12 protein-coding genes are annotated in these 12,367 nt (G+C 68.0%); 1 reads left to right on the top strand and 11 read right to left on the bottom strand.

Annotated features, from left to right (window positions below; genetic code table 11):
* Positions 1-10 precede the first annotated feature (10 nt).
* The 8 genes from PT015_RS03595 to PT015_RS03560 all read right to left on the bottom strand — a co-directional run bounded on the left by PT015_RS03595 (position 11) and on the right by PT015_RS03560 (position 10,245).
* Positions 11-574 (bottom strand): TetR/AcrR family transcriptional regulator, encoded by a 564-nt coding sequence (locus PT015_RS03595; RefSeq protein WP_285188852.1) that lies wholly within the window; start codon positions 572-574, stop codon positions 11-13.
* A gap of 142 nt (positions 575-716) precedes the next feature.
* Positions 717-3,401 (bottom strand): fumarate reductase/succinate dehydrogenase flavoprotein subunit, encoded by a 2,685-nt coding sequence (locus PT015_RS03590; protein WP_285188851.1) that lies wholly within the window; start codon positions 3,399-3,401, stop codon positions 717-719.
* The gene (locus PT015_RS03585) at positions 3,401-4,141 is read right to left on the bottom strand and encodes an ABC transporter ATP-binding protein (RefSeq protein WP_285188849.1); all 741 of its coding nucleotides are present in this window, start codon (positions 4,139-4,141) and stop codon (positions 3,401-3,403) included. Before PT015_RS03585 ends, PT015_RS03590 begins: the two co-directional genes overlap by 1 nt.
* Entirely contained in the window at positions 4,138-4,956 is an 819-nt protein-coding gene (locus tag PT015_RS03580; protein WP_285190907.1) for an ABC transporter permease, read from the bottom strand. The genes PT015_RS03585 and PT015_RS03580 overlap by 4 nt, the downstream gene beginning before the upstream one ends.
* Before the next feature lie 38 nt (positions 4,957-4,994).
* Entirely contained in the window at positions 4,995-6,353 is a 1,359-nt protein-coding gene (locus PT015_RS03575) for an ABC transporter substrate-binding protein (RefSeq protein WP_285188848.1), read from the bottom strand.
* A gap of 8 nt (positions 6,354-6,361) precedes the next feature.
* Positions 6,362-6,589, bottom strand: a complete 228-nt coding sequence (locus PT015_RS03570) for a 4Fe-4S dicluster domain-containing protein (protein ID WP_285188847.1) — start codon at positions 6,587-6,589, stop codon at positions 6,362-6,364.
* Positions 6,586-7,323 (bottom strand): GntR family transcriptional regulator, encoded by a 738-nt coding sequence (locus PT015_RS03565; protein WP_285188845.1) that lies wholly within the window; start codon positions 7,321-7,323, stop codon positions 6,586-6,588. Before PT015_RS03565 ends, PT015_RS03570 begins: the two co-directional genes overlap by 4 nt.
* Positions 7,324-7,500: 177 nt before the next feature.
* Positions 7,501-10,245 carry an aminotransferase class I/II-fold pyridoxal phosphate-dependent enzyme gene (locus tag PT015_RS03560; protein ID WP_313825807.1) on the bottom strand — a complete coding sequence of 915 codons (2,745 nt, stop codon included), beginning with the start codon at positions 10,243-10,245 and terminating at the stop codon, positions 7,501-7,503.
* 71 nt (positions 10,246-10,316) lie between these two features.
* Between PT015_RS03560 and PT015_RS03555 the strand changes: the two genes are divergently transcribed.
* Positions 10,317-10,919 carry a hypothetical protein gene (locus PT015_RS03555; RefSeq protein WP_285188844.1) on the top strand — a complete coding sequence of 201 codons (603 nt, stop codon included), beginning with the start codon at positions 10,317-10,319 and terminating at the stop codon, positions 10,917-10,919.
* Positions 10,920-10,923: 4 nt separating this feature from the next.
* On the opposite strand, the gene PT015_RS03550 is transcribed toward PT015_RS03555, so the two are convergent.
* Genes PT015_RS03550 through efp form a run of 3 tightly spaced genes read right to left on the bottom strand, consistent with a single transcriptional unit; the run spans position 10,924 to position 12,334 of the window.
* Positions 10,924-11,283 carry an antitermination protein NusB gene (locus tag PT015_RS03550; RefSeq protein ID WP_285188843.1) on the bottom strand — a complete coding sequence of 120 codons (360 nt, stop codon included), beginning with the start codon at positions 11,281-11,283 and terminating at the stop codon, positions 10,924-10,926.
* On the bottom strand, positions 11,280-11,774 hold the full coding sequence (gene nusB / locus PT015_RS03545) for a transcription antitermination factor NusB (RefSeq protein WP_285188841.1): 495 nt from the start codon (positions 11,772-11,774) through the stop codon (positions 11,280-11,282). Before nusB ends, PT015_RS03550 begins: the two co-directional genes overlap by 4 nt.
* The gene (efp, locus tag PT015_RS03540; protein WP_285188840.1) at positions 11,771-12,334 is read right to left on the bottom strand and encodes an elongation factor P; all 564 of its coding nucleotides are present in this window, start codon (positions 12,332-12,334) and stop codon (positions 11,771-11,773) included. The genes nusB and efp overlap by 4 nt, the downstream gene beginning before the upstream one ends.
* Positions 12,335-12,367 lie beyond the last annotated feature (33 nt).

The following is a 12,367-nucleotide window of genomic DNA, read 5'->3' as shown; positions in this document are numbered from 1 at the left end:
TAGACGGGAGTCAAGGCCGCAGCATCACGTCCAGGAACTGCTCGCGACGGCCGGCCGCCAGCGGGCTCGGCCGCGAGCCGGACAGGTGCAAAAAGCCAATGCCCGCAGCGAAAGTCGCGGTGGCGCGCATCTCGGCGTCGTCGTGCTCGAAGCCGGCGTCGATGAAGGCCTGCCGGACGGCGGCGACCACGCTGTGATCCGATGCCCGCACCGCGGCGGCGACGGTGGGCTCTGATCGCGCCCATTCCCGCATGGCACGTTCCAGCATCCAGTGCCGCGGACCGACCAGCGAGGTCATCATGCGCGACAACCGCTCCCGCGGCGGCAGACTCACCAGGTCGTCGAACGACCGGTCTTCGTCGCGGACGACCGCCCAAGTGTCGATCAACGCTGTGCGGTAGGCGGTCATGTCGCTGAAGTGCCAGTAGAAGCTGCCTTTGGTGACGCCGAGGCGCGTGCACAGATGCCCGAGCGTCAAGGACTTCACGCCGTCCTCGGCCATAACCCGGAACCCCTCTTGCACCCAGTCGTCCACCGACAACCGGGAGTTGGTCGCGCTCGCCGAAGAGGCCATGGCCGGTAAGCCTAGACCGGCGACGATGCGGTTCGGAACGAACCGCTGAGGAGTCGGGCCATCAGATCCAGCGGCGACGATGCGGTTCGGAACGAACCGCTGAGGAGCCGGGCCATCGGATCCAGCGGCGACGATGCGGTGACTAACCCGTTTCCGTACTCAACGCCCGGCGTGCGTACGCACGGACATCGGCGTCGTCGTCCTTGAGCGCCACGCTCAGCGCGTCGCGCGCGCCCGCGTCGGTCACCGCCCACCGGCTGAGGCTCAGCACCGCGGCTTTCCGCACGTCGAGGTGCTCGTCGACCAGCGCCTGCGACAGCCTCGGCACCGCGTGTTCGGCCGCGGCGCCGGAGAGCGCGCGCGCCGCGCCCTCGCGAACCTGCCAGGCCGGAGTCCGTAGTGCCTGCTCTATCGCCACCAGATCGGTTTCCTCGCAGCCCAATTGGCCGAGTGCGGCCAGCGCCGCAGCGCGAACCAGCGGGTCGTTGTCGGCGACCAGCGTCCGGACCGCGTCGCCACCGGCCCGCAGGGTCCCCAGACCGTTCGCGGTGACGATGCGCACCTCACGGTTGCCGTCGCCGGCGCCCGCGGCCACCCCGTCGGCGTCGTCGACCGACACCAGCGCCCGCACCGCCTCGATGCGCACCCGATGGTCGACGTCGCCCAGCGCATGCCGGAACACCTCGGCGTCACCGACACGGCGGGCGGCGAGCAGATAGGTGCTGACCGATCGCACCACCGGGTCGGGCGAGGCCAGGAATTCGCGGCCGGCCTGCGGATCAGGCAGCACCTCGACCAGCTCGCGGACCCCATCGGCGGCCGTCCGGCGCACCGACGCGTCGCCGTCGCGAAGCGCACCGAGCAGTTCGGTGGCGTAACCGTCCGGGGTGCGCTCGGTCAGCGTCGCGACCGCGGTGCGCCGCACACCCGCGTCGGCGTCACGGAGGAACTCGGCCAGCGCGGCGACGGTCGGCTCCTCGATCGCCAGCACCGCGACGATGCGCGGCGACGGCGGTTCTGCCGATGCCGTGGCGACCCGCGAGGGCGCCTCGACCGGGGCCCGGCCGCCGATCAGCGGCGGCTGCTCGACCGGCCACACCGTCCGGTCGGCGGGCGGCAACGTGTCGAACTCGGGCACCGAGACGAAGTACGGGGCCACCGGTCGCTTGAAGAACTCCATCGACCCGTCGGACGCCTTGCGCAGGTTGAGGTGGTAGCCCCAGTCCTGGTCGTCGCGGGCCGGCAGGTCGGCCCGCTCGTGGTAGAGGCCCCAGCGCGACTCGGTGCGGGTCAGCGACGAGCGGGCGGCGAACTCCGCGCAGTCCCGGATGAACGACACCTCGATGCTGCGCATCAGCTCGTGCGGGGTTCGGGCGCCCATATCGGCGATCTCGTCGCGCATCCGCTCGAAGGTGTGCACGGCGATCGACATCTTGGCCGCGGTCTTCGGTGGCGCCACATAGTCGTTGACGAAGCGGCGCAGCTTGTATTCGACCTGCGGCTGCGGTGGGCCGTCCGGGTGCCGCAGCGGACGGTAGATCAGCTCGTGCGCCTCGGTCAGTTGATCCTGCGGAAGCTGTTGCGGGGCAGGCACATCGGACAGGGTCGAGGCGGCATCGGCGCCGGCCAGATCGCCGAAGACGAAGGCGCCGATCATGTAGTTGTGCGGCACGCAGGCCAGGTCGCCCGCGGCGTACAGCCCGGGCACCGTGGTGCGGGCGTTCTCGTCGACCCAGACCCCCGACGCGGAATGGCCGGAGCACAAGCCGATTTCGGAGATGTGCATCTCGATGTCATGGGTGCGGTAGTCGTGGCCGCGGTTGGCGTGAAAGGTGCCGCGGGTGGGCCGCTCGGTGGTGTGCAGGATGTTCTCCAGCGACGCGAGCGTCTCGTCCGGCAGGTGCGACACCTTGAGGTAGATCGGTCCGCGCGCCGACTCGATCTCACTGCGCACCTCCGACATCATCTGGCCCGACCAATAATCCGAGTCGACAAACCGTTCGCCGAGCGCGTTGACCTGGTAACCGCCGAACGGGTTGGCCACGTACGCGCACGCCGGTCCGTTGTAATCCTTGATCAGCGGGTTGACCTGGAAGCACTCGATGCCCGACAGTTCGGCCCCGGCATGGTACGCCATCGAGTACCCGTCGCCGGCGTTCGTCGGGTTCTCGTAGGTGCCGTAGAGGTAGCCCGAGGCGGGCAGGCCGAGCCGGCCGCAGGCACCGGTCGCGAGGATGACCGCCTTGGCCCCGACCGCGACGAATTCGCCTGTGCGCGTGTTCAATGCGGCGGCGCCGACGGCCCGGCCGCCATCGGTGAGGACCCGCACCGGCATGAGGCGGTTCTCGATGCGGATCTTCTCCCGCATCGACTTCTGCCGCAACACCCGGTAGAGCGCCTTCTTGACGTCCTTGCCCTCGGGCATCGGCAGCACGTAGGAGCCGGAGCGGTGCACGCGGCGCACCGCGTACTCGCCGTGCTCGTCCTTCTCGAACTTGACGCCGTAGCGCTCCAGCCGCTGAACCATCGCGAACCCGCGGGTAGCGGTCTGATAGATGGTGCGCTGGTTGACGATTCCGTCATTGGCCCGGGTGATCTCGGCGACGTAGTCCTCGGGTTCGGCCTTACCCGGGATGACCGCATTGTTGACGCCGTCCATACCCATCGCGAGCGCCCCGGAGTGCCGCACGTGGGCCTTTTCGAGCAGCAGCACCTGTGCGCCGTGCTCGGCGGCCGTCAGCGCGGCCATCGTGCCGGCGGTGCCCCCACCGATGACCAGGACGTCGCAGTCCAGGCGGGCGGGGGTCGTGGAGTTAGGAATCTGCATCAGGTGGTCACCAGATCATGTAGTGCGGCAATGATTTCCGCGCGTTGTTCGGGATGTTCGCGGTCGCTGCGCGGTTGCGGCACGTCGACGAGCGCGCGCAGCGGCTGTCCGGCACGGCCCAGCACGGCAATCCGGTCGCCCAACGCCAACGCCTCGTCGACGTCATGGGTGACGAACACGATAGTGGTCGGGTGTGCCCGCCAGGACTCGATCAGCAAGCGCTGCATGGCCGCCCGCGTCTGGGTGTCGAGCGCACCGAACGGCTCGTCCATCATCACCGCGCGCGGCGCCCCGGCCAGCCCGCGGGCCAACTGGACACGCTGGCGCATGCCGCCCGACAGGTTCTTGGGCAGATAATCGCCGAAGCCGGTGAGGCCCAGTTCGCCGATCCACCGGTCGGCTTGCGCGGTCCGGGTGGCCCGCGGCTCGCCGCGCAGCCGCAGCGCCAACTCGATGTTGGAACGCACGCTGCGCCAGGGCAACAGCGCGTTGTCCTGGAACACCACCCCGCGGTCACCCGAGGTGCCGGTCACTTCGGCTCCGTCGGCCAGCACCCGGCCCGCGTCCGGTCTCAGCAGCCCAGCCACCGCGCGCAGCACGGTCGTCTTGCCGCAGCCGGACGGCCCGGTGAGCACCAAGATCTCCCCCGGCCGCACCGCAAAGGTCAGGTCGTCGATCACGGGAGTGCCGTTGTAGGACAACCTGATCCGATCCAGCTCCAGACTCATTCCGGTCGTCATCGGCCGTGCCCCTCCCCGCGTGGCAGCCAGCGCGTCGCTCGGCGGCCGATCAGCTCCACTGCCGCAGAGGTCGCGAACCCGAGCGCACCGATCGTGATGATGCCGACGAACACCTGTGGGTAGGCCAGCACCGTGTAGGCCTGCCAGGTGCGATACCCGACACCGAGTCGGCCGGAGATCATCTCGGCCGAGATCACACAGATCCACGCGACACCCATCCCGACCGACAGTCCCCCGAACACGCCGGGCTGAATCCCGGGCAGCACCACCTGGGTCAGCACGTCCCAACGCCGGCCGCCGAGCGTGCGGACCGAGTCCTCCCACAGCGTCGGCAGCGCCCGCACGGCGTGCCGGGTGCTCACCATGATCGGAAAATACGCGGCCAGGAACGTGATGAACACGATGCCCGCCTCGTCTGTCGGGAACAGCAGAATGGCCACCGGCACAACGGCTATCGCGGGGATTGGGCGGGCGAGTTCGGTCAGTGGCCCGAGCACATCGGAGGCCAGTCGGGACCGGCCGAGCAGGATGCCGCTGGCCACTCCGACGACGGCGGCCAGCCCGAACCCCGTCAGGATGCGGATCAGCGACTGTGCCAAATCCAGCCAGTAGCCATGGGTTCCGACCGCACGGGTCAGCGCGCCGACGATCTCGGTGACGGTCGGCAGCGTGTCGAAGCGTAACCAGAAGCGCACGTGGCCGGCCGTCAGCAACTGCCACAGCCCGATCGCGGCGACCACCGAGGCCACCCGAAGCGCGCGCGATCGCCACGCCGTTGCGGGCTTGCGCGCCGCGGTGACACGGGCTACCGGCACCGCGACCGCGGCCCCCTGAACACTCACGTCGACAGCGGTCACGCGGCACCTGCCAATGCTTGTTGGTAGTCGATGAGGGTGCTGCCGGGATGCGCTGCGAGGTAGCGGCGCGCGCCGGACACGGTGTCGAACGGTAGGTAGCTCGCGCCGTCACGCACCCATGTCATCTTGTCGGCGAACCAGCGGGTACCGAGCTCAGCGTCGGGCACGTAGGCGGCCCGGACATGCGACCCGTGGGCGGTGGCGTCGCGCACGGCCTTCAGCAGGTCGGCGGGCGTCGCGACCGGCTGGGTGGTGTCGGATCCCTGCAGCCACAACTCGCTGCCGCGGGCTGGAGTGGTCGCATGCAACGCCACGCCGTAGTCGAGCTTGCGGGCTGCGAACGCCGACCGCAGCGGGCCGTCCTGGACGAAGTTGGCCACGTCCAGATCGGCGAAGTCGCCGATCGACTTCAGATAGGGCACATCACCTTTCAGCGCGTCGACCAGCGACGGCTTCAGGGTGGCGTCGAAGGCGGTGCCGCCCGGGCCGTTGTACAGGTAGACGACCTCTTGGGGCAGGCCGCTGGACTCGGCGACGATGCGCGCGGCCTCCAGCGGCTTGGCGTTGAGGAAGTCGGTCGCGTCGAGCTGGGCCTGCAGGAAGGCGTCGAGGACGTCCGGATGGGCAGCCGCGTAGGCACGCCGGACCACCACGCCGTGCAGCGTCGGGTAGTTCAGCTCCGCCCCGTCGTAGAGCAGCTTGGCCTTGCCCTGCTGGACCAACAGGCCGGGCCATGCGACGAACTGTGAAAGGCCCTGCGCCTGGCCGGATTCAAGGGCGGATGCGCCGACCTGGGGTTGCTGGTTGAGGACCTCTACCCCGGTACCGGGGTTGATCCCGGCACCGGTCAGCGCGCGTACCAGGGTGCCGTGCCCGGCCGATCCGACGCTGGCCGAGATTTTCTTGCCGGCCAGGTCCGGTAACGCGGTGGCGGCCGAATTCGGCTCGACCACAACCATGTTGAGTGCGCCCCTGGCGTTGTAGCCGGTGACCGACACGATCTCGGTGGCGGCGCGCGGGTTGGCCTGCGTCCGAGAGCCGTTGATCAGCATCGGGTAGTCGCCCATCGAGCCGATGTCGATCTTCTCGGCAACCATCTGCGCCGTGATCGGCGCGCCGGTGTCGTAGTCCTCCCACACCACACGGAATTTCGTGCCGGTGCGCTTGGTGACGTCGGCGAGTCGGTGCTCGAGGTAGCCCTGAGCCCGCAACAGCGTGCCCGCCGTGACCGTATTGATGGTCTTGGACTGGTAGCCGACCACGACGTTGACGGCGTTGCCGGAGTCCAGTGCGCATCCGGGCGCCACCATGGTGAGGGCGACGAGAGCCGAAGCCAGCCTGCGGGAATTCGTCATGCGCCGTCCTAGCGGATCAGGTAGGGCATGTTGACAGTGACCGCGCCGGTCGGGCAGCGGGCGGCGCACGGTCCGCAGTACCAGCATTCGTCGACGTGCATGAAGGCCTTGCCGGTCTCGGGATTGATGGCCAGCGAGTCCAGCGGGCAGATGTCGACGCACAGGGTGCAGCCGTCGATGCACAGCGACTGGTCGATGGTGACCGGGACGTCGGAGCGGTTGTTGACCAGTGTCATGGTTCGGTCCTTATCAAGTTGCCGCGCATGGTGATTCGGTCGCCACGCATCCGGATGTATTCGAGGTCGACGGGCCGGCCGTCGTTGAGGCTGGTCAGTCGCTCCAGCATCAGCAGCGGTGCGCCGTCCGGCACCTGCAGCGCCGCAGCCGAATGTGCATCGGCCGGAATCGCTTCCAGCGCCAACGACGCCGCCCCGAGCCGGCGGCCGGTGAGCTGTTCGATGAGCGCGAAGATGTCGTTGGTCTCCAGCGAGTGCGTCAACACCTGGGCGCCGATGTCGGGCTGCAGGTAGGTCAGGTCGATGCTGAGCGGCAATCCGCCGAGGTATCGCAGCCGTTCGACGAACACCACCTGCTGTCCCGGGTCGAGCCGAAGCCGCTGCGCGACTGATGGCGGCGCCGACACCGTCATCGCGGCACGCACTTCGTTGCGGACCTCGCCGTAGCTCTTGAATGTCTCCTTCAGGCCCAGCAGGGTGTCGAGGCCGTGGTCGTACTTGCGCTGCGCCACGTGGGTGCCGACTTTGGGGCCGCGCTCGATCAGGCCCTCGTTCTTCAACGTGGTGAGGGCCTCGCGAATGGTGTTGCGCGACACCGAGAATTCCGCCGACAGCGCCGTCTCACCAGGCAGGTTGTGGTCGTAGACGCCGGAGTGGATCTGCTGGCGCAACACATCGGCGACCTGGCGCGCGCGATCGGCGCGGGGTTGTCGGATCGGCAATGGTACGGCCACGTCGCCACGCTAACGCCGCACCCGCCGAAGTCCCCGCCGACCGCGTCCGCGCCGAGGCGGCCGGTGAACGCATTACGCCACCGCGGATTCGGCCGTCACCAGCCGATACCGCACACCGGCTGGCCATTGCGCCACCTGGCGTTCACCCCCGGAGTTTCTGATCGCGGTGAGCGAAAACTAGCCGGTCGACGTATCCGCGCACCGCGCCGCGTAGATGCGTTTGAGTGCGTCCTCGGTGAACACCGACAGGCCCAGTTCCGGGTTGTATCCGTGGATCTCTTTGACATCGAGTTGCGCCAGGAAATACAGGATCTGCTTGGACACCACCTGGCCGGGCACCAGCACCGGGAAGCCCGGCGGATAGGGCACCACGAAACCAGTTGACACCAAGGACTTTCCGTCGGCAAGCCGCCGGCCCGCCTCCCCGATCATCACGTGTTCACGGTCGGTGTCCTCGTAACCCGCGTAGAACGCCGACCGCATGTCGCCGAACGAGCTGCCGTCGTCGGGCTTGAACGTGTTGTCGAACTCGCTGAAGTCCGGCAGCGCGGGAAGGTCCTCGGTGATCTCCTCGACCCGGCGCTGATGCAGCGCGCGGTCGTCGCGGCTCGCCGCGGCCTCCTCGTGGTCGAAGTCGGTCGCGACCCGGCGCAGCACGTCGAGCAGGTAATGCACGCTCGACCAGGTCACCCCGATGGTGAAGATCAGCAGCACGCTGTTGATCGACGTCTTGTTGATCTGGATGCCGAAGCGGTCCATCAGGATCTTCTCGCGGAAGTCGAAGCCGTTCATGCCGGTCTTGCCGATGAACAGCGTGACCCGCGTCGGGTCGAGCACGAACTGGTCGGACCGCCACGCCTCGTTCCAGTCCGCAAGCGCACCCTGGCGCACCTGCCGATAGGAACTGACCGCCGACTGCCTGAATTCGTTTGGCACCAAATCGGATTCGTCGAGGATGCGGAACCACTTGCCGATCAACCGGTCCTTGCGCACGCGATGCCGGAAGACCAGCGCCATGTCGTAGACGTAGCGAACCATCTGGAAGCCTTCGATGTCGACCTGGCGACGGGCCAGGTCGAGCGAGGCCAGCAGTTGCTGGTTGGGCGAGGTCGAGGTGTGTGTCAGGAACGCCTCACCGAAGGCGTCTCGGGACAGCGAATTGAAGTCCTGATCGCGGATGTGGATCATCGACGCCTGGCGCAGCGCCGACAGCGACTTGTGGGTCGAGTGCGTCGCGTAGACCCGCACCCGGGCCTGGCTGGGATCGGGAAGCAGCCGGTGCTCGCCCCACTCGCTGCGCGGGATGTCCCGCATCGACTCCTTCCACTGCAGATACTCCTGCGCGTAGGCGGGCGATGACAACATCGATTCGAGTCGTTCGGCTGAGACCATCGCGGTGCGTTGCCGCGCCCACGGCACCGCGGTGGCGAACGCGTACCACGCCTCGTCCCACAGGAAGCAGATGTCCGGCTTGATCGCCAGCACCTCCTCCATCACTCGTCGCGGGTTGTAGACGACGCCGTCGAAGGTGCAGTTGGTGAGCAGCAGCATGCGCACTTTGTGCAGCTGCCCCGCCGCTTCGAGGTCGAGCAGCGCCTTCTTGATGGTCTGCAGCGACACCGCGCCGTAGATCGCAAACGGTTGCAGCTCATAGGCATCCAGATACAACGGGTACGCCCCGGCCAGCACCAGGCCGTAGTGGTGTGACTTGTGGCAGTTGCGGTCGATCAGCACGATGTCGCCCGGCCGGGTCAGCGACTGCACGACGATCTTGTTGGCGGTCGAGGTGCCGTTGGTGACGAAGTAGGTGTGGTCGGAGTTCCAGGTGTGCGCGGCCTTGTCCATCGCCTTTTTGATGTTGCCGTGCGGGTCGAGCAGCGAATCGAGTCCACCCGAGGTGGTCGACGTCTCCGCCATGAAGATGTTGCGGCCGTAGAACTCCCCCATGTCCCGCAACGTCTTCGAGTTGAAGATGCTGGCGCCGCGAGCGACGGGCAGCGCGTGAAACTGGCCGGCCGGCCGCGCGGCGTAGGCCCGCAAGGCGTCGAAAAATGGTGTGGCGTAACGGCTTCTGATCCCACCCAGCACGGTGCTGTGCAGGTCGGTGACGTCGTTGAGCCGGTAGAAGGTGCGGTCGTAGACGCCCGTTTCGTCCGTCTCGGCGGCGATCGACTCGTCGGTGAGCAGGTAGAGGTCGATGTGCGGTCGCAGTTCGCGAATCCACTCGCCGCACTCGACCCAGTCGTGGGTGCGGTCGGTGGCGATCACTTCGTCGTTCGGGCCGAGCAGCGTGGTCATCAACGGCACCCGGTCGTGGGAGCGCAACGGGATGTCGTGCCGGATGATCGCGGCCTGGATCTCCCCGTTCAGCGCGACCGCGGTGATCGCGTCCTCGACGCTGGAGACCACCAGCAGTTCGAACTGCACGTCGTCGCCGATGTCGCGGACCGCGCGCAGGCTCTCCGCCAGACCCTCGGGCGCGTTGACCGGCGCGTCGTCGGCCAGCAGCACCGTGTAGAACTGCTGTTCCTTGGCGCGGGCCACCAGTTCCTGGTCGGCCAGCGACGACGAAGTGTCGAAAAGCGCTGCGCGATCGCCATATTCGGAGAGCAGTCGCACCGCCAGCGACACCTGCTCGGCCAGGCTGACGGTGGCCAGCTGGTCGAGGTAGCCGCAGTAGGCCGCGAGGTTCTCCGGGCCCGGGTAGATCCAGTAGCGCTCGTAGGCGCTGAGCCGGTTGAGCAGGCGGCGGACCCGGGCCGCCTCGTGGCTGGTGTCCATTCCGGCGCGATCGACCACCGCGAGTTGGTGGCAGGCGTCGTCGAGCAGGTTCCAGGTGTCGACCCGCGAATACGACGGGTTGGCCACCGCCGCCAGCGCGGAGACGCACAGCCGTCTCGGGTGTCTGCCGTCTCGATCCATATCGCCAGTGTGTCCCTCTGTTAACAAAGATGCGGGTGTTTCGCCGTTGACGGTTCGCTCAGAATGGAGGCATGCCACGCCTGGTGTTCAACGGACATATCGCGGGGTTCGGCACGCGGGCCGGTACCCGGTTCGTGGTCGGGTCCTGGCTCGAGTCGCCGTTCGGCCGGTTCGCCGACGTCATGGTCGAAGAGGCAGACGGCCGTCGGTCGTTGCTGGCGCCCAACGCCGATGTCGCCGAGTTCGTCTCCGCCACATACATGTTCGACTCGATCGAACTCGGCGACGTCACGGTGCAGCAGAGTACCGACGCCTTTCGGGTCTCCGCTCCGGGGCTGACGGCGGAGGGCACCCTTGGCGGCGCCGCGCCGTTCGACTGGCTGCTCAGATGGGTGCCGGCGCGGTTGGCATCGGCCCCGGCCTGGCTGCGCGCCATCGATCCGGTCGCGGCGCGGCTTGTTCCGGGGGTGCGCACGGCGGGTAGCGCGGGCAGCGGACGCCGTGAGTATTACGGGGTCCGGCGCGCTCGTCGTATCGCGTCGGTGGCCGGCACGTTTCGCGGTGTCGACCTGGCCGGATTGGCCGATCTGGATCCGCCGGTGCGGTTCGGTTTCTCGTCCGCGCCTGCCACCCCGCAGCTGGTGTCGGTGACCACGACGATCGACGTGCCGTGACCTGTCAGGCCTGATAGTCGTCGTCGGACTTTCGACCCCGGGTGATCGGAATCCAGCGGCGCGCGGGCGCGACCTCGGTGACGTCGGACAGCGACCGCACCACCGCCTGAGTCAGCGCCATGATCGCCGCCATCACCGGCAGCAGCGGACGGAACGGGGTCGCGGCCGCGCGGACCGTCTCGATGCGGCGGGCCAGCACGAGCCGCTCGATCGAGTGATACAGCCATGCGCCGACACCGAGCGCGTAGATCGCCAGCGCCGCGGCGATCGCCGCCTGCCCGTAGGCCGCGCACAACACCGCGCCCAAAACCACCGTTGCCGCCAGGATGCCGGCGATGAGAACGCGCAGCTCCAGACGGGTCATGATTCGCCGGCGTCCGCGTCTGCCTGTAGCGCCTCGGCCGCGGCCCGGATATTCGGGGTCACCAGCATGACCTGCCCCAGCACGCCGTTGACGAAACCCGGCGAGTCGTCAGTGGAAAGCTCCTTGGCGAGCTCGACCGCCTCGTCGACGGCGACCGGCGCGGGGACATCGTCGGCATGCAGCAGCTCGTAGACCGCGACCCGCAGGATGGCCCGGTCAACGGCCGGCAGCCGATCCAGGGTCCAGCCCTGCAGATGTGAGGAGATCAGGTCGTCGACGTGAGCGGCGTGCTCGGTGACGCCGTGCGCCACGGCCACCGTGTACGGGTGTGGCGGCGCCACATCGTCGTTGGCCTCGGCGAGCGCGGTGCGGGCATCCGCGGCCGCGGCGGGGGTCAACCCACGCGCCTCGGCTTCGAACAGCAAGTCGACGGCGCGCTTACGTGCCTGGTGCCGTCCTTTAACCGGTCGCGCGGGACGGGCAGAATTCACGCGTTGACACGTCCCAGGTAGCTTCCGTCGCGGGAGTCGACCTTCAGCTTGTCGCCGGTGTTGATGAACAGCGGGACCTGAAGCTCGGCGCCGGTCTCCACGGTGGCCGGCTTGGTGCCGGCGCTGGACCGGTCGCCCTGCAGGCCCGGCTCGGTGTGGGTGACAACGAGTTCGACGGTCACCGGCAGCTCGATGTAGAGGGGTGCGCCGTTGTGGAAAGCCACCTGCACCGGCAGACCCTCGAGCAGGAAGCGCGAGTTGTCGCCGACCAGCGACTCCGGCAGCGGGTGCTGCTCGTAGTCCTGGCTGTCCATGAAGACGAAGTCGGAGCCGTCGCGGTAGAGGAAGGTGGTGTCGCGCCGGTCCACCGTCGCGGTCTCGACCTTCACACCCGCGTTGTAGGTCTTGTCGACGACCTTGCCGGAGAGCACATTTTTCAGCTTGGTCCGCACGAACGCCGGACCCTTGCCGGGCTTGACGTGCTGAAAGTCGGTGATCTGCCAGAGCTGGCCGTCGATCACCAGTACAAGTCCATTTTTGAAATCGGCAGTGCTTGGCACGGTCGGTCAATCTCCTACGACGCGATTGGTGGT

Origin of the sequence: Candidatus Mycobacterium wuenschmannii, from assembly GCF_030252325.1 — a bacterium.
Classification (GTDB): domain Bacteria; phylum Actinomycetota; class Actinomycetes; order Mycobacteriales; family Mycobacteriaceae; genus Mycobacterium; species Mycobacterium wuenschmannii.
The sequence above is the reverse complement of the archived record's forward strand: the minus strand, read 5'-3'. Positions and strand labels throughout refer to the sequence as shown.

Bases quoted from the DNA above. Each gene is read 5' to 3' on its own strand.
- PT015_RS03585 (WP_285188849.1), bottom strand. From the start codon at position 4,141: ATGACGACCGGAATGAGTCTGGAGCTGGATCGGATCAGGTTGTCCTAC.
- PT015_RS03595 (WP_285188852.1), bottom strand. From the start codon at position 574: ATGGCCTCTTCGGCGAGCGCGACCAACTCCCGGTTGTCGGTGGACGAC.
- PT015_RS03590 (WP_285188851.1), bottom strand. From the start codon at position 3,401: ATGCAGATTCCTAACTCCACGACCCCCGCCCGCCTGGACTGCGACGTC.
- PT015_RS03570 (WP_285188847.1), bottom strand. From the start codon at position 6,589: ATGACACTGGTCAACAACCGCTCCGACGTCCCGGTCACCATCGACCAG.
- PT015_RS03550 (WP_285188843.1), bottom strand. From the start codon at position 11,283: ATGACCCGTCTGGAGCTGCGCGTTCTCATCGCCGGCATCCTGGCGGCA.
- PT015_RS03575 (WP_285188848.1), bottom strand. From the start codon at position 6,353: ATGACGAATTCCCGCAGGCTGGCTTCGGCTCTCGTCGCCCTCACCATG.
- PT015_RS03555 (WP_285188844.1), top strand. From the start codon at position 10,317: ATGCCACGCCTGGTGTTCAACGGACATATCGCGGGGTTCGGCACGCGG.
- PT015_RS03560 (WP_313825807.1), bottom strand. From the start codon at position 10,245: ATGGATCGAGACGGCAGACACCCGAGACGGCTGTGCGTCTCCGCGCTG.